The sequence below is a fragment of the Micromonospora sp. NPDC005215 genome (genome assembly GCF_040607915.1).
Lineage (GTDB): Bacteria > Actinomycetota > Actinomycetes > Mycobacteriales > Micromonosporaceae > Micromonospora.
The window spans coordinates 96427-113296 of sequence record NZ_JBEXHQ010000007.1; the positions used below are offsets into that span (position 1 = coordinate 96427).

Genomic DNA, 16870 nt, shown 5'->3' on the forward strand with positions numbered 1-16870 from the left:
CCAGGGCCGCCGCAGTGAGTAGGTCGCCCGATACGGTATCGAGCATGTCTTCGCCCAGCCCCGCGCCGCTGCTTCGGGAATTTATCGACATTCCTGAGCGCACGAGCACGAGCGACTTCGTGCTCAAGCTTGCCGACAGCGTCGCCGACGCCGATGCCACCCTGCGCGACTACGTGGTGACGGAAAGGCTGCTCGGTAACTTCGACGAGGCACTCGGGCTGATCCGCTCCGCCGTCGAGGGGCACGCTTCCAAGGCCGCCTACCTGCACGGCTCCTTCGGTTCCGGCAAGTCACACTTCATGGCCGTGCTGCACGCGTTGCTGCGGGGCGAATCAGCGGCCCGCGGCCGTGACGAGCTGGCCCCGCTGGTGGCGAAGCACAGCGTCTGGCTGGACGGGCGGAAGTTCCTGCTCATCCCGTACCACCTGCTCGACGCTCGTTCACTCGAGCAGCGGGTGCTCGGCGGCTATGTCGACCGGGTCCGTGCGTTGCACCCCGACGCGCCCATCCCGGCCGTGCACCGCACCGACGCACTGCTGGAGCAGGCGGCCTCGCTGCGCGAGAAGATCGGCGACAAGCAGTTCATCGACGGCCTGCCCGGAGGGGACGCCGAGGACGAGTGGGGCGACAGCGAGACGTTCTGGACGCCGGAGCGCCTGGATGAGGCGTTCGCTGGCGCGTACTCCGACGAGTTGCGCCGCAAGCTGGTCAACGACCTGCTGACCAGTTGGAACGTCGGCTTCTTCAGCAACGCCAGGGAGGACGCGGAGGCGTTCGTCTCGCTCGACCGGGGTCTGACCGAGATCAGCCGGCACGCCAAGGAGCTTGGCTACCACGGGCTGATCCTCTTCCTCGACGAGCTGATCCTCTGGTTGGCCAACTCGATTGGCGACCAGCAGTTCGTCTCTCGGGAAATCCAGAAGATCACCAACTTTGTCGAGGGCGGCGACACCCGCCGGCCGATCCCGGTGGTCAGCTTCATCGCCCGCCAGCGCGACCTGCGTGAGCTGGTCGGCGAGGAGGTCACCGGCGCCAACGAGCTGAGCTACCAGGACACCCTCAACCTGGCCAGCGGCCGGTTCGACGTGATCAAGCTGGAGGACCGCAACCTTCCGGAGATCGCCCGCCGCCGGCTGCTCAAACCCCGCCACGACAGACCCGGGGCCGGCGAGGCCATCTCCCGCGCGTTCGACGCCACCACAAAGGTACGCCGGGAGGTCTTCGACACCCTGCTCGGCACCGACTCCGGCAGCGGCGCCGACATCGACGCCTTCCGTTCCACATATCCGTTCAGCCCGGCGTTCCTCTCCACGCTGGTGCATGTCTCCAGCGCGCTGCAACGGTCTCGGACCGCGCTGAAACTGATGCGCCAGCTGCTGGTGGACCGGCGCGACACCCTGCGACTCGGCCAGCTGGTGCCCCTGGGTGACCTCTACGACGTCATCAGCACCGGCGGCGACCAACCCTTCACCGAGAAGCTCAAGGCCGAGTTCGAGATGGCCCAGAAGCTCTACGACCTGAAGCTGCGCCCCTACCTGCTCAGCCAGTACGACCTCACCGACGACGACCTGGACGCGGCTCGACGCGGTGACACACAGCCGGGCGAAGCTGCGGGACGCATCCGCGCCTTCACCGGAGACGACCGGCTGATCAAGACCCTGTTGCTGGCCGCGCTGGCGCCCAGCGTCCCCGCGCTGCGCAATCTCACCGCACGACGGCTCTCGGCGCTCAACCACGGGAGCATCACCAGCCCGATTCCCGGAGGCGAGGTCGCCCAGGTCGGTCGGAAGCTGGCCGATTGGGCCCCCCGGTTCGCCGAGATCCGTATCGGTGAGGGTGACGACCCCACCGTGTCATTGGAGCTGGTCGGCGTCGACGTCGACAGCGTGCTCGCCACCGCCAAGCAGTACGACAACGAGGGCGCCCGCAAACACCTCGTCCAGCGGCTGCTCTGGAAGCAGCTCGGCGTGCCGTGGAGCGACTCGTTCTTCGCCGAGGCCGCGCTGACCTGGCGGGGGAGTCGTCGCACGATCGAGCTGGTGTACGGCAACGTCCGCGACCCGCACGACATCCGGGACGAGGCATTCCCGCCCAACGACCCGGGCGGCTGGCGACTGATCATCGATTACCCGTTCGACGACGGCAGTCACGGGCCAGCCGACGACCGGCAGCGGGTCCAGGAGCTGAGTGGCCGGATGAGCCCTCGCACGGTCTGCTGGATCCCGGCCGCACTGACCATCGAGCGTCGTAATGAGCTGGGCAAGCTCGCGATCATCGACAAGCTGCTCGAGGGCCAGCGGTTCGACAGTCATGCCGGGCACCTGAACCCCGACGACCGTAGGCGAGCACACGCGGCGCTTACCAACCAGCGCACGGCGCTGCTGAACAAGATGCAGTCGGTGCTGCGCCAGGCGTACGGGTTGGCGAGTAAGCAGCCCTCGGATGTGCAGCTCGGGTTCGATGACCACCTGCAGGCGCTCACCCGCGCCTTGGAGCCGAAGCTGCCAATGGGTGCGACGTTCGCTGACGCCCTGCGCACTCTCGGCGACCAGATGCTCAGCCAGCAGTTCCCTGCCCATCCTGACTTCGACCCGGACCGCAAGGGCGAGCCCGTGCGCCTGCCGGAGGTGAAGGTCGTGCTCGACCACGTCCGGCGGGCGGTCGAGTCGCCGGAGGGACGGGTCGAGGTCGAGCGGGCGCATCGGCAGACCATGCGTCGGATCGCCAACCCGCTCGGGCTCGGCACGATGCACGAGGCGGCGTTCGTCGTCGAGGGTCAGTGGGCTCAGCACTTCCATCACAAGGCTGCCGCCGAAAGCATCGCAGGCGAGCTACGCGTCGCCGATCTCCTGCGCTGGATCGACGAACCCAGCTCATACGGTCTTGACTCGATCGTGGCGCAGCTGGTTGTCGCCACCTTCGCCGAGCAGACCGACCGTGCCTTCTACCTGCACGGCAGCGCTGTCACGCCCGCTCCCGAGCCGGGCCGGATCACCGCCGATCACGCCCTGCGGGAGGAGCGGCTGCCCAGCGAGGAGGACTGGGCCGAGGCACGCGCCCGAGCTGGGGCGATCTTCGGTGTGCACGCCCTCAACCTGCGCAGGGGTCGACTGGTCGCGATGTTCGGTCGCGACCTCAAAAACGAGGCCGCGCGCTACCGGGAAGCGGCGCACGGCCTGACCGCCCGGCTTGAGCAGCACGACAAATGGCTGGGAATCGACCAGGCATCGCCGTCGGGCCGGCTTGCCACCGCTCGCGCGGCTGCCGACCTGTTGGAACGGTTGGCGACCAGCCGTACCGCGGTGGAGACCATCGAGCGGTTGGCTCAGGCGGAGCTCGGCGGCCCGGCCGACCGGGCCGGAAAGAGCATCAAGAGTGCGGCGCAGGTGTCTGCCGACGTGGCCAGCGCGGCTTGGGACAACTTCGAGATCATCGCCGGTCTCGATGAGCCATACGCGCACGAGGCCACTGCGATCCTCGGCGAGCTGCGCCGCGTCGCCCAGGCCGACGAGCTGACCGGGCCACTGAGCCCGGCTCTCCGGCGGGCACAGTCCGACGCCCTGGCACTGATCCGGCGTGCCACCAAGAAACCCCCGCTCCCACCCCCGCCGCTGCCTCCTGTGCTGCCGCCCCCGCCGCCCCCGTCCCCGCCCATCGCGGGTAAGGCGGTCGTTTCGGCCGGGCTCCCCGAGGACGCCGTGAACGAGCTCCGCCAGTACGTAGCAGCCCACCCGGACAAGACCATCGAGGTGACCTGGAGAATCGTCACGTGACTCAGGCACCTGCCCCGGCTCAGGCACTGCGGATCAGTCCGGTGGCGCTGCGCCAGAAGGTGACGCAACAGCTTGAGCGACACCGCAACGGCGACGCGTACCCCGTGCTGGTGATCCGCGCCGAACCAGCGTGGCCGCACGACCCGACGGTGCTGTTGCCCGACGGACGCCCGGTCCGGGTGGTGCCGTGCGTCTCACCGCTGGCCGTCTGGGAGCACCTCGTCGCCGACCGCGGCGAGGAGGTGCTGGTGCTGCTCACCGACGTTCCGGAGTCGGTGCTGCACCACGGAGTGCGCAGTCGGATCTTTCGTCAGCACGTCATCACCGTGCAACCGTGGGATCTGGTCGTCGACGCGTTCGGCGCGCACGTGCCTGATGCCGCACTGGAGCGCGAGGCGTGGGCCGGGGAGGCGCTGCTCGACGCGATGCCACCGGGCGGCTGGCCGAGGCTCGCCACGCGGGTGCTGACTCGGGACATGGCTCTGCGGCATCTCGCGGCGGTGCGGCTCGGTCTCGACCGTCAAGATCTCGGTCCGGATGACCTGGATGTGACGGCCCTGCTGCGCTGGAGCGCGGAACCCGGTGCCGTGGAAGCGTACGGACTGTTGCGAGAGAGCGAGCGGGTCGGACTTTCTCGGTGGCTGTTGGAACAGTTCGGCCGACCGGCAAGGGCACTCTTCGCGCTGGTAGACGCCGGGCACGGTGCGGATGCACTGCCGCTGGGGCTGATCTGCGACGCGATCTGGAGCGCGGAGGGCGCAAACGCGGTGCGCGCTCAGGGCCGCATCGATCAGTACTTCGGCAACCTCAACGACGATGCCACAGTGCGCGGCTTCGCGGCGGCGGCCGTACAGGTGGTCACCGCGCTGTTGGACGCGCCAGCCGCGGCGGTTCGGCGGGACGGGCACGCCATCCTCGACCGCGCGGAGCAGTTGCTCATCCAGTTCTCCGCGGCCAACAGCGCGGGCCACAGTCCGATCCTGCGGACCGGCTTCACCCACCGTCTTGGTGCCGCGGCGGAAGCACTACTTGCTGGGCTGCGGAACCCAACGAACCCGGCACTCGATCCGGCGGTCGAACACCTTGCGGGGCACCGGCTCGCCGAGGCCGAGGCAGAACGGGTACGCCGGGCCCAGATGGCCCAACGGCTCGTGCGCTGGCTCGGTACGACGGTGGTGCCCCCGCAGAGCGTCGCGGACGGCGTGGACCGCCACATCGCCGAGTGGGGATGGGTGGACCAGGCGCTCAACCATGTCTGGGCCGGGGAGGAAACGCATCCGCAGCTGCAGCGGGCGTACCGGGACATCCATGAGCTGGCGCAGCAGCGGCGGCGTGAACTCGACGGTGCGTTCGCGGGGCGACTCGCGGCGTGGGCCACCGCCGGGCCAGGAGGTGACGGTGAGCTGCTCACTGTCGAGAACCTCCTGCCGCGCGTGATCGATCCGCTGATCCGCGCCGGCCGCCCCGTACTGCTCGCCGTCCTCGACGGCATGAGCGCGGCAGTCGCGGTGCAGCTCGCCGACCAGTTGGCCCCGCACTGGGTGGAGTACGACCCATTGGCAGGATCGGGAGCGGCGCGGCGTCGGGGTGTTGTCGCCGCGCTGCCCACGCTCACCGCGGTCTCCCGCACGTCGCTGTTCGCCGGGGCGCTACGTTCCGGCAATCAAGATCTTGAGCGGAGGTTTTTCGCCGACGGGCGGTGGGGTCGGGACTCGCGGATCTTCCACAAGGGTCCGGCGCGTGGCGGTGCTGGCGAGGTGATCGCCGCCGAGTTGACCGACGCGGTGGCAAGCCGGTCTCCTGTGGTCGCCGTCGTCATCAACACGGTGGACGACTCGTTGGCCCACGGTCGGGAGGGCGACGAAGCCGGATGGCAGCTCAGCGATCTCGGCTTCCTGCGGAGCCTGCTCGACCAGGCTCGGTCCACCGGCAGAGCCGTTATCATCACCAGCGATCACGGACACGTGCTTGAGCGCGGCGGCCAGCACCTCAAGACCCCGGATGCCGCGTCCGCCCGGCACCGGACCGGGGCCGGCCCGGCCGGACCCGGTGAGGTGGAACTGGCCGGCCCGCGGGTCGTCTCAGAAGGGAATCGCATCATCGCGCTGTGGGATCCGCTGCTGCGTCACCGTCCGAGCCGGGCGGGCTACCACGGCGGCGCGTCCCTGGCCGAGGTGACCATTCCACTGTTGGCCTACCTGCTACCCAATGTGACCGAACCGCCAAGCGGCTGGACGCCGGTCGAGGAGCGCGCACCGGAGTGGTGGCAGAAAAACACAATCAAACCTGAGCAGATCTCTTCGGCGCAGCCGACGTCCGCGCCGAAGCCGCGCCGCAAGGCACCCGCCATGGCCGAAGATGCGCTCTTCGACGTACCGGAAGCGAAGACTGTGCCGTCAGCCGCCGACGGCGATCTGGTGGCCGCGCTGTTGGCCACCGACCTGTTCAAGGCGCAGCACAGCCTGACACCTCGCCGGGTTGAGCTGAAGAAGATCCAGGCAGCGATGAGAGCACTGATCGAGGCCAAAGGCGTGCTCCCTGTGGCGGTCTTGGCTCAACGAGCCGGCGAGGCGCCGGTACGGGCAGTCGGCTTCGCCACCACCCTTCAACGGATCTTCAACGTGGACAACTATCCGGTGCTGTCGCTCACGGACAACACTCGGACCGTCCGGCTGGACCTCCGTCTGCTTCGGGAGCAGTTCCACCTGCCCGGGCGGTCGGCGTGACGACCGTCAGCCCGGCTCGTCGTCGCGAGGTTATCGACGCGCTACGACGCGGTGCCGTGCCATCGGCCGGCCTGGACCTGTTCGCTGTGGGACTGGACCGCTTCGACGCCGCGATCGGTGACGACCTGGACGGCGTCGCCGCGGGCGGGTCCGTCTTCAAGGCGGTCCGCGGTGAGTACGGCTCCGGCAAAACCTTCTTCGCTCGGTGGATCGCCGAGCGGGCCAAGCAGGCGAACCTCGCCGTCGCCGAGGTGCAGATCTCGGAGAACGAGACACCGTTGCACAAGCTCGAGACAGTTTATCGTCGGCTCACCGAACGGCTCACCACCTCGACGTTCCCGCCCAGCGCTCTGCGTCCGATCGTGGACGGCTGGTTCTATGCCCTCGAGGAGGACGTTTTGGCGGCCGGGCTGGTCGCCGGCGATGACGCCGACGGCCTTGACCGTGCCGTCGAGAGTTTGCTCGACCAGCGGCTGGCGGCAGTGAGCCGTAGCGCTCCTGCCTTCGCAGCGGCCTTGCGCGGCTATCGGGCGGCTGCGGCGCGCGGAGACGCGGCGACCGCGGACGCGGTGCTCGCCTGGCTCGGCGGGCAGCCGCACGTCGCGGCCGCCGCGCGCCGGGCGGCCGGTGTACGCGGCGACCTGGATCACTTCGCGGCGCTCAGTTTCCTGCAGGGTCTGCTTGCGGTGTTGAAGGACAGTGGGCATCCCGGTCTGCTCCTGGTGCTCGACGAGGTGGAGACCCTGCAACGGGTCAGGTCGGATGCCCGGGACAAGGCGCTCAACGCCCTCCGGCAACTCATCGACGAGGTGCACTCCGGGCGGTTCCCCGGTCTCTACCTGGTCATTACCGGCACACCAGCGTTCTACGACGGCCCGCAGGGCGTCCAGCGGCTCGCCCCGTTGGCGCAGCGACTCGCTGTGGACTTCAGCACCGACCCACGATTCGACAACCCGCGCGCCGTGCAGATTCGACTGTCGGGTTTCACCGTCGAGTCCCTCGTCGAGCTCGGCGGACGGGTCCGGGACCTCTACGCCGACGGGTCTGCCGATCCGGCGCGGGTGTCGGCGCTGGTCGACGACGGATACCTCGGTGAGCTGGCACGGGCAGTCGCCGGTGGCCTCGGCGGCAAGGTCGGGGTGGCACCTCGCCTCTTCCTGAAGAAGTTGGTGGGGGAGGTGCTCGATCGGGTGGACCAGTTTCCTGAGTTCGACCCTCGGCGACACTATGCACTCACCCTCTCCGCGGCCGAGATGACGGACGTGGAGCGGAACGCTACGAGTGCCGATGAGATCTCGCTCGAGCTCTGAGGGATGCCCGGATCATGACGAGCGGCGCTGAACTGCTGCATCCAGTCGTACTGCATCACGTCGTCAACTCGTTGCAGTGGCCAGCATTGCGACCGTTGCAGGAAGCTGCCGTGCAGCCACTGCTGGCTGGCGAGGACGCACTCCTGCTCGCGCCCACTGCCGGTGGCAAGACCGAGGCTGCGGTGTTCCCACTGCTGTCCCGAATGGCGCAGGAAAACTGGTCGGGCACCTCCGTTCTGTACGTCTGTCCGCTGAAGGCGCTGCTCAACAACCTCCTGCCCCGGCTGGAGACCTATACCGCGTGGCTGGGGCGTCGAACGGCCGTCTGGCACGGCGACGTGACGATGGGGCGGCGTCGTGCAATCCTCCGAGAGAAGCCGGACATTCTGCTGACGACGCCAGAATCCCTGGAGTCGATGCTGGTCAGCACCGCCGTCGATCACGATGTGTTCTTCGGCCACCTTCAGTCGATCGTCGTCGACGAGGTGCACGCTTTCGCTGGCGACGATCGAGGCTGGCATCTGCTGGCCGTTCTGGAACGCCTCAGTCGGGTCGCAGGGCGCTCGGTGCAGCGAATCGGCCTCTCGGCGACGGTTGGCAATCCGGACGAACTGATGGCATGGCTGCAAGGTTCGGGTCGCGGCCAGCGGCAAGCACGGGTAGTGGCGGCTGATCGTCCTCCAACGGCGGCATCGGCGACGCCCGCTTCCCGTCCGGCCGGTGAGGTCGAGCTGGACTACGTCGGGTCGGCGCACAACGCCGCCAAGGTCATCGCGGCCCTTCATCACGGACAGAAGCGGTTGGTGTTCTGCGACTCCCGGGCGTTGGTCGAAGATCTGGGTCAACGTCTGCGCGCGCTCAATGTGACGACGTTCCTATCCCACGCGTCTCTCTCGGTCGACGAGCGGCGGCGGGCAGAGGAGGCATTTGCGCAGGAGCGCGACTGCGTCATCGTCGCCACCAGCACCTTGGAACTCGGGATCGACGTAGGCGACCTTGACCGGGTCATCCAGATCAACGCCCCGCGCAGCGTCGCCGCGTTCCTGCAGCGGATCGGCCGGACGGGCCGGCGTCCCGGTAGCAGCCGCAACTGTCTCTTCCTCGCGCTGGACGGGGAAGGCCTCCTGCACGCCGCCGGCCTGCTGAACCTCTGGGGACAAGGTTGGGTCGAAGCAGTCGTACCTCCGGCCGAACCACGGCACATCGTGGCGCAGCAGATGCTGGCGCTCTCCCTGCAGCAACATCGTGTCGGCGACAACCTCTGGTCGCAGGAGTGGAACGGGCTCGCGCCCTTCGACGAGAGCGCGGAAGTGATCGTGCGACACCTCGTCGAGCATGGCTACCTGGATGTTGACTCCGGAATGTTCTTCATCGGGCCGGAGGCGGAACTGCGCTTCGGACGCCGGCACTTCATGGACATGTTGGCGGTGTTCACCGCGCCACCGCAATTCACAGTGCTGTCCGGGCGAACCGAGATCGGACGAACCGATCCCGCGCTGCTGACGGCGAAGGTGATCGGTCCCCGTCTGCTGCTGCTCGCCGGTCGGAGTTGGCGCGTCACCTACATCGACTGGAAACGTCGCCGATGCTTCGTCGAGCCGGCCGACGGCGGCGGAAAAGCACTGTGGATGACCAACGGGTCCCCGCAGGGATTGTCGTACCAGGTGGTCCGTGCGATGCGTGACGTGTTACTCGGTGCAGAACCCCCCGGCAGCCTCACCAGCCGAGCAAAGACCAGACTGGCCGAGCTGCGGAACGACGCGACACCTCTGGTTCATCCTGCGGGTACGGTGATCGTCAGAGACGGCGATGGCGAGGTGAGATGGTGGACCTGGGCCGGCTTTCGGGCGAACGCTACCCTCATCGCCACCCTGAGCGAACTGACCGACCCGACCCAGCGATACGACGACGCGTCGATACGACTGCGAGCGGATGTTGACGGCCGGACGGCACGAGCGGCTATGGCAGACGCGGTTGAACGAATCTGCTTACCGGAAATCTCCGACAAGGCACTTGCCGGCCTCAAGTTCAGTGCGGCACTGCCAGAACGCCTCGCCGTCGCCACACTGGCTGCTCGGCTGGCGGACATCCCGGCAGCGCAGGCAGTGCTCGCCGAACCCGCTCGAGTGACTTACCTATCCGGCAAATGACTGCAAACACCGGCTCTGGTAGGCGGGGCCGCGTGTAACTGACGGGCACGTACCACAGTGGTGCCGCCTCGGGTCGCTGTCCACAGGTGCCCTCCGCTGTCCACAGCAGCCCTCGGCGGGACAGTGCTCGGGGGCAGGGTGGGCCCGTGGACCCGAGGCTGCACGCTCTGCTCGAACGCCATGACGGCCTGGTCACCCGACCGGACATGCTGCGAGTGGCGCCGGCCTGGACGATCCAGACTGCCTGGCGCGCGGGTCGGTTGGTTCCGGTGCTGCCCGGGATCTACGTTGACGCCGCGCTGATCCGCGACTGGGACGCCGACCTGCCAATGCTGGCCCGAGTTGAGCCCGAGTTGGCCCGCCGGGCGGCTCTGGCGTATGCCGGTGGGCGAGCGGCGCTCAGTCGCCTCACCGCCCTCGACGTGTGGGGCTTCCGCCGCCAACCACCTGGGGAGCCGGTTCATCTCGACCTCCCCATTGGGTCAGGCTTGCGGAAGCGGCCACACCTCGTGGTACGCCATCGCTCCGACTTTGCGATTGCACCGCCGCAGGTGGTGACCCGGATGGGAGTGCCGGTTACCCGGCTCGAGCGGACTCTGGTGGACTGTTGGCCGCTGCTCGAACCGGTCGACCGACCGGGCCCGCTCATCCGTGCGGTCAATGACCGGCTGACCACCCCGTAGCGCCTCGTCACCGCCCTTGCCGAAGTACCGAGGATGAACGACCGCGTGACGTTGCGGAGTTTGCTCGATCGGCTCGCCGCTGGTTGCCGCAGCCCATTGGAGATCTGGGGCCACGACCACGTCTTCACCGGCTCTGGTATGCCGACGTTCATTCGGCAGGCGCGGGTGCGGGTCGGGGCCCGAACCGTCTATCTCGACATGTTCGCCGAAGCGGAGCGAGTTGACATCGAGCTGGATGGCGCCACCAGCCACGGCGATCCGGCCGAGCGGGAGATCGACCTCCGCCGCGACGCCCTTCTGGCGACCATCGGGATCCTCGTGGTCCGGTTCACGCATCGCCGGCTCACCACAGAACCGGCCCAGGTCCGCCGGGAAACCCTCGCCATCCTCGCCGCACGCTCCTGATCCCCATGATCAGTTGATGAAAAGTAGGTCCCAGGAGCGCTTCAGACCTACTTTTCATCAATTGATCATGAAATGCAGTGGGGCGGGGCGGGGCGGGGCGGGGCGGGGCGGGGCGGGGGCGGGGACAGGGAGCAAGTGGGGGTTAGGTGGGGGTGGGGCGTTGGTGGGGTGGGGTTGGCGGTGCGCTTGACGGGTCGGCGTGGTGGTGGTGGAGGAGTTCGGTGATCCATCTCGCGGCTTCCCGCTGGGTGCTGAGCAGGTGGTCGCGGGCGTCGGCGATGTCCTGGTCCTCGGCGTGGGCGCTCAGGATCGTCGCCCACTGGCGGCTCAGTTCCTCGGCGTAGCGGGCCTTGCGTAGCTGCTCGTCGAACTGGTACTCCAGCTTCAGCATCCGGTCGACGTGCGGCTGGAGCACCGGCATGATCCGCTCGTCGAGGCGGACGGCGGCGTCGGGACGGCAGGTGATGACGAGGTCACCCCGCTGGTAGGTCCACTCTGGTTCGTCGGCGAGCGCCTGCTGCAACGCCACCTCCAGGTCACCCGCCCGGTGCGGCGGTAGGTCCCGGGCGGCGTCGGCGGCGAGCCGGGTCAGTCGCTGCACGGCGGTGGGCTGGAAGTACCGCACGTACCAGCTCAGCACCTCGGAGCGGAGGCTCACCGGCGACGACCAGGCGAACGTGGCGCGGATGTGGAACGAGTACACGTAGCCTCGCGCGGGCACCGCGATCAGCCGGGGCGCGTCGCGTTGTTCGACGAGCGGGCCGGACGGCGACGGGTCGGCCGCGGAGCCGACGGGGGCCTCGTCCTGGAGGGCGGCGACCAGCCGATCCCAGTTCCGCGCCCACCACCGCCACCCGCGGACACTCACGTCGCGGGCGACGGTCAGCCCGTGGACGCCTCGGTGTCGCCACTGGTCCGCGGGCCTCGGCCTCCCATCGGGGGCGTCCGTCATGGCACCCCTCCACGGTCACGGATCCGCAAACCACGCTAACAACCGGTGACCGGTATGTCCGCCGCCACGCCGGTGCGGGACGGGCCGGACCCATCCGACACCGCGTCGTCGCTTGCTGATGGTCGGTGCGTCGTGTGCCGGTCAGTCGGGGACGACATCCTGCCCGGGTGCGCACACTGCCGACCGTCGTCGCGTACCGGCTGCTCGGGGGAGCCGGTGCCACGCTGCTGGCGTCGGCCGGTCTGGCCGCCGGCGCCCTGCCGGTCGGGGTGGTGCACCACCTGGTGTGGCTGGTGCCAGGGTTGGTGGTGCTCGCCGCGTCGACGCTGCCGTGGCCGCCGGTCGACGCGGCGGCCCGCCGGCGGGCGCGTGTCGGCATCGCCGGGTACGTCGTGCTCTGCAGCGGGCTGGTCTGGGTCTTCGCCAACGGGTCGGCCGGGCCGCTGGGCCTCGTGGGGGCCAACGCGTACGTGTGGGTCAGCGTCGGCATGCTCGCGCTGCTCCCGACCGGGTGCGCCGACCCGGGGAGGAGCACCGGGGGTTCACCGAGCATTGTGGTGCGGTTGGGGCGACGAGGGCTGTCGTCGTCGACCGGCAACGGTGAGACTGGGTTCGATCCGATAGTGACGCGGATCGATGACCCGATTGGTCTGGAGGCAGCCTGTGTCCACCCTCGTGTCCCCGCTGGCCACGCTCGGCGCGATCCGCCGGCGTACCACCACCCTCGCCCTGCTGCTCACCATGGTCGCCACCGCGCTTGTCGGCCCGTCCGTGGTGGCTCCGGGGCTGGCCGACTCCGCCTCGGCGGCGGTCTACAGCTCCTGCACCGTCAGCCGCTGCGCCGACGCCCGCACCGCCCGCTCCGGGTGGGCCGCCAAGGGGTTCCCGACCAGCCGCGCCTGGTACTCGTGGAGCGGCGGCCTGTCGAACTTCGCCGGTGGTCGTTTCTACAACTACGAGGGTCAACTGCCGACCAACGCCACCTACTACGAGTACGACGTCTACCCGCGTACCCAGGGCGCCGCCCGGGACGCGTACCGGATCGTGGTGAACCGCAGCACCGGGGTCACCTGGTTCTCACCCAACCACTACACCGACTTCTACCGGCTCTGACCGATCCCGGGTCGGTCGGTCGCGGCCTCGCGGCTGGCCGGCCCTGCGGTTTCGGTGCCCGACAGACCAGGAGACACGTGATGGCCGACGAGGACGACGGACGATGGCCGGACTGGTTGACAGTGTGCCGTGACGACGCGCAGGAAGCGCCGGGCGCGGTGGTGCTGGCCGGCGCGGCGACCCGGACCCGGCCCGCGCTCTTCGCCGCGATGGCCGACGCGCTGACCCTGCCAACCCACCTCGGACACACCTGGGACGCCCTCGCCGACGCGCTCCGGGACCGGCTGGACGCCGGGCCGCTCACCCTGTTTGTCGGCGACGCCGGTCAGTTGCTCGCCGACGAGCCGGCCGATCAGTACGCCCTGCTGCTCACCGTGCTCGGCGACCTCGCCACCACCGCACCCCACCCGCTGCGCGTCGTCCTTAGCGAAGCCCCGCCCTTCTGACCGCTCACCCCGCACACCCTCCCCGCCCGCCCCGCTTCGCGGTGAGCCGGTTGCCGGCCGCATAGTCGATGAGGTCTCACGGTGGGTGACGGCGTCCGGGGGCACATAGTCCGATGAGCGATATACCTCAGAGGTATAAAGATGACTCTGAGGTATATCGCTCGTCAGCAACCCAGCCAGCCCGCCGCGCTGCCCGCGCCGCGCTGCCAGCCCGCGCCGCGCCGGATCGAGCCTGTGTGGGTGCTCAGTTTCCGACAGTCGCGGCGGTGCCGGGGCACGGTGACGGTGGTGGTGACGGTCCGGTGACGGACCCTTCGCGATCCTCGGGCCGAGCCGGGGCAGGGTGCATCGGCGCGGGCAGCGGGGAGGCCGTGCGGTGGACTTCGTCGACGGGGTGCTGGTGCGGTTGGCCGATCCGGGCACCCGTGCCGCGCTCTTCGACGACGCGTCGCTGGCGCACCTGGTCGAGGCCGCGTACGACACCGAGGCGATGCCGGTCGCGCCGCCCTACGCGGCGGTCTTCGACGAGCTGACCCTCGGCTTCGCCGCCGCGCCCGTCACGGTGGCCGAGGGGGAGTGGCTGGCGTCCGGTGGGACCACCCGCAGCGAGTTGCGGATCCGCCTGCACGGGCTCGGCGGCTCGGCGTTGCGCATCGACGCGTTGTGGCGGGGCAGTCTGGTGGTGCGTACCAGCGCCGCCCGGGACCACGTCGAGGATCTCGACGTGGCGGTGCCCGCCTTTGACGTCGACCCGCAGATCATCGCCGATCTGGGCGCGTTGCCGTCCGACCCGGCGCAGTTGGAGACCGAGCGGCGGAGCCGGCTGGTGGCCCGACTGCGGGCCGGGCTGCACCAACCGGCGGCGTTCACCGACGCGCACCTGGACCGGTTGCTCGCAGGCGTCGGCGCGGTGAACGCCGGTGACCTGGTGACGCGGATGCGCGGGCAGGCGGCCGGGGCCACAGTGAAGCTGCGCTACGCCGCGCCGTCGGCCGCGCCGCCCACTCCGCGACCGCTGCCGTTCGCCGCCGCCGTGCTGATCCGCGACAAGGGTTTCTCCCTTGCCGACCTGCTCGTCGAGACCCGGCTGGTGCGGGCCCGCGCCGAGGAGTTGGGGCTCGATGTGCCAGCACCGGACGACGTGCGGCGACGACACCGGGTGGTCGCGGTGTGGGTGGTCCCCATCGAGACCTTCGACGACGACGGCTGGCCCGGCGGCGACACCGGCACCGACGCACAGAAGCGGGCGGCCCGCTTCGCGCGGGCCGGCCAGTGGCTCGCCCGCAGCGGCATCGGACTGGCCGCACTGACGACCTGAGACGGCCTGGAGCCGCCCAACGACCGCAGCGGCGGGAGCCGCCCAACGACCGCAGCAGCAACTTCGTCCGGGAGGACCCGTGGCACCGACAGCAGCATTCCCGTTCATCGAGGTCCGGATCGTTCCGCCACCGGCGCCGCTGGCCCAGCGCTCACCGGGCGTCATCGCCGTGGTGGGCAAGGCGCCGTCCACGGCCGACGGCGGTTCGGCGCCGGCGAACACGCCGGTGCGGATCGAGACCCTGGACGACGCGGTCACGAACTTCGCCCGCCGGCAGGCCGGCAACGTGGTCCGCAACGCCCTCTACAACTCCCTCGAACTGGCGTTCCTGCAGGACCCACGCCCGGCCAAGGTGTACGGGGTCAAGGTCGCCGGCGACGACTACGCCGCCGCGCTCGGCGGTCTGGAGGCCGCCGACGACGTGACAATGGTGTCGCTGGCCAACGAGTCGGGCGTCGGCAACCCGGCCGGTGCGGGCGCGCCCACCGGGCTGCACGCGCTCAAGGCGCACGTCGAGACGATGTCGGCGGCCGGTCAGCGGCGGATCGGCTTCGCCATGGTCAACCCGGCCACCGAGAAGGGCCCCACCTACGTCGCGGACATCACCACCGCCGCGAACCCGCTCAAGAGCAGCACCAGCCGGATGGTGCTGATCGCCGCCCGGGGCGCGGACGGCGACGCCGCCACCGCCGCGATGGCCGCCGTGGCCGGGCTGCCGGTGCACCACAGCATCGTGCTCAAGAAGATCCGTGGCGTGGCCATCCCGGTGGCCAAGCAGTACAGCCCGGCCGAGATCAAGGGCCTCTCCGAGGCCAACCTCACGCCGATCATCGACCCGACGCTGATCACCGGGGAGAGCCTGCACTTCGCCGACGGGCGGCTGTTCACGAGCGACGCGAGCCTGCTGCACGTCGACCTGGTCCGCACCCTCGACCAGATCGAGTTCATGCTGCGCGCCGGCCTGATCGGCCTGGTCGGCGACGCCCGGATCACCAAACCGGGGATGACGCTGCTGAAGACCCAGGTTGACGGCATCCTCGGCCCACTCAAGCGGCAGGCGGTGATCGACGACTACCGCATCGAGATCCCGGTGCTGGACATCCTCACCATCCCCGAGGTCGCGCGTACCGCCACCGACACCTCGATCGTCACCGCCGCCCGGGCCGACCGCACCGTCGACCTGGTCGTCACCGTCACGTACGGCCCGGCCGTGAGCCGCCTGCTGGTCACGCTCGTGGCCAAGTTCTGACCCGGAGGAACCAGACCATGGAGTGGAAGACCCGCCTCGCGGTGCAGTACACAAAGGGCACCGAGACGGTGCTGATCAGCCCCATCGACTCGTTCAGCCCGTCCTTCTCGCTCAACGTCGAGGCGCTGCACTCGTGCGAGGTGACCCATCTGGGCGTCATCCACGCGCCGGTGTCGATGAACTTCACGATGACCGTCAAGGCGATCGGGGACGTCGCCGGCCGGCTCACCAAGCTGGCCCTCGACGGCGAACTGTTCGACATCGCGCTGCTGGAGCACACCGGCGACGACTGGGCGTTCTCGTCCTTCGTCCTGCGGGACTGCCTGATCACCAGCGCCACGCCGACCACCGCCACCATCTCCGGCGCGCCCGCCGCCACCTTCAGCGGCTTCAGCCTGGCCGCCTCGGTCGACCCGAAGACCGGCGACCCGTCCGTGCTGCCCTGACCGGGCCGGACGACAACCCGCCAACGATCAACCGGAGGTAACAGATGGCGACCGGTGCTGGCCGTGCCGCCCGGGTCACCCGTACCGGGCTGGCCCTGGTGCACGCGGGTGAGCTGGTGCTGCCGGCGGCCGGCAGCGAGGCGGAGGCCGAGCAGGTGGCCGAGGACGACCGCGCGGTCATCGCGTACCACTTCCCGGTGGAGATCGAGGTGGTCGCGGCCGGCGGCGCCCTCGATGCCGACGCGCTCGCCGACCTCGCGCTCGCCCGCCTCGCCGAGCATCTGGACGGGCGGTTCTGA

14 protein-coding genes are annotated in these 16870 nt (G+C 69.6%); 13 read left to right on the plus strand and 1 reads right to left on the minus strand.

Annotated features, from left to right (window positions below):
* Positions 1 to 44: 44 nt before the first annotated feature.
* From ABZU25_RS08625 to ABZU25_RS08650, 6 genes are all read left to right on the plus strand, one after another.
* The gene (locus ABZU25_RS08625; protein ID WP_355028701.1) at positions 45 to 3773 is read left to right on the plus strand and encodes a hypothetical protein; all 3729 of its coding nucleotides are present in this window, start codon (positions 45 to 47) and stop codon (positions 3771 to 3773) included.
* A complete protein-coding gene (pglZ, locus tag ABZU25_RS08630) occupies positions 3770 to 6499 on the plus strand; it encodes a BREX-2 system phosphatase PglZ (RefSeq protein ID WP_355028702.1) in 2730 nt (909 codons plus the stop codon). The genes ABZU25_RS08625 and pglZ overlap by 4 nt, the downstream gene beginning before the upstream one ends.
* Positions 6496 to 7809, plus strand: coding sequence for a BREX system ATP-binding protein BrxD (gene brxD / locus ABZU25_RS08635; protein WP_355028703.1), 1314 nt, complete (start codon positions 6496 to 6498; stop codon positions 7807 to 7809). Before pglZ ends, brxD begins: the two co-directional genes overlap by 4 nt.
* 14 nt (positions 7810 to 7823) lie before the next feature.
* Entirely contained in the window at positions 7824 to 9959 is a 2136-nt protein-coding gene (locus ABZU25_RS08640) for a DEAD/DEAH box helicase (RefSeq protein ID WP_355028704.1), read from the plus strand.
* 146 nt (positions 9960 to 10105) lie between these two features.
* A complete protein-coding gene (locus ABZU25_RS08645; protein WP_355028705.1) occupies positions 10106 to 10642 on the plus strand; it encodes a hypothetical protein in 537 nt (178 codons plus the stop codon).
* A gap of 45 nt (positions 10643 to 10687) precedes the next feature.
* Entirely contained in the window at positions 10688 to 11047 is a 360-nt protein-coding gene (locus ABZU25_RS08650) for a DUF559 domain-containing protein (RefSeq protein WP_355028706.1), read from the plus strand.
* A gap of 142 nt (positions 11048 to 11189) precedes the next feature.
* Here the strand turns inward: ABZU25_RS08650 and ABZU25_RS08655 are convergent, their stop codons facing one another.
* The gene (locus ABZU25_RS08655) at positions 11190 to 11915 is read right to left on the minus strand and encodes a hypothetical protein (protein ID WP_355028707.1); all 726 of its coding nucleotides are present in this window, start codon (positions 11913 to 11915) and stop codon (positions 11190 to 11192) included.
* Between the two features lie 747 nt (positions 11916 to 12662).
* On the opposite strand from ABZU25_RS08655, the gene ABZU25_RS08660 reads away from it, so the two are divergent.
* From ABZU25_RS08660 to ABZU25_RS08690, 7 genes are all read left to right on the plus strand, one after another.
* On the plus strand, positions 12663 to 13112 hold the full coding sequence (locus tag ABZU25_RS08660; RefSeq protein WP_355028708.1) for a ribonuclease domain-containing protein: 450 nt from the start codon (positions 12663 to 12665) through the stop codon (positions 13110 to 13112).
* Between the two features lie 80 nt (positions 13113 to 13192).
* On the plus strand, positions 13193 to 13558 hold the full coding sequence (locus tag ABZU25_RS08665; protein ID WP_355028709.1) for a barstar family protein: 366 nt from the start codon (positions 13193 to 13195) through the stop codon (positions 13556 to 13558).
* 141 nt (positions 13559 to 13699) lie between these two features.
* Entirely contained in the window at positions 13700 to 13864 is a 165-nt protein-coding gene (locus tag ABZU25_RS08670) for a hypothetical protein (protein ID WP_355028710.1), read from the plus strand.
* A 70-nt stretch (positions 13865 to 13934) separates the two neighbouring features.
* Entirely contained in the window at positions 13935 to 14876 is a 942-nt protein-coding gene (locus ABZU25_RS08675; RefSeq protein WP_355028711.1) for a hypothetical protein, read from the plus strand.
* Between the two features lie 79 nt (positions 14877 to 14955).
* Positions 14956 to 16125 (plus strand): hypothetical protein, encoded by a 1170-nt coding sequence (locus ABZU25_RS08680; protein WP_355028712.1) that lies wholly within the window; start codon positions 14956 to 14958, stop codon positions 16123 to 16125.
* Between the two features lie 17 nt (positions 16126 to 16142).
* The gene (locus ABZU25_RS08685; RefSeq protein WP_282303740.1) at positions 16143 to 16571 is read left to right on the plus strand and encodes a hypothetical protein; all 429 of its coding nucleotides are present in this window, start codon (positions 16143 to 16145) and stop codon (positions 16569 to 16571) included.
* A 44-nt stretch (positions 16572 to 16615) separates the two neighbouring features.
* The gene (locus ABZU25_RS08690; RefSeq protein WP_088989350.1) at positions 16616 to 16870 is read left to right on the plus strand and encodes a hypothetical protein; all 255 of its coding nucleotides are present in this window, start codon (positions 16616 to 16618) and stop codon (positions 16868 to 16870) included.

Coding starts and splice junctions, on each gene's coding strand:
- ABZU25_RS08625 (WP_355028701.1), top strand. CDS start 45: ATGTCTTCGCCCAGCCCCGCGCCGCTGCTTCGGGAATTTATCGACATT.
- ABZU25_RS08640 (WP_355028704.1), top strand. CDS start 7,824: ATGACGAGCGGCGCTGAACTGCTGCATCCAGTCGTACTGCATCACGTC.
- ABZU25_RS08665 (WP_355028709.1), top strand. CDS start 13,193: ATGGCCGACGAGGACGACGGACGATGGCCGGACTGGTTGACAGTGTGC.
- ABZU25_RS08670 (WP_355028710.1), top strand. CDS start 13,700: ATGACTCTGAGGTATATCGCTCGTCAGCAACCCAGCCAGCCCGCCGCG.
- ABZU25_RS08685 (WP_282303740.1), top strand. CDS start 16,143: ATGGAGTGGAAGACCCGCCTCGCGGTGCAGTACACAAAGGGCACCGAG.
- ABZU25_RS08690 (WP_088989350.1), top strand. CDS start 16,616: ATGGCGACCGGTGCTGGCCGTGCCGCCCGGGTCACCCGTACCGGGCTG.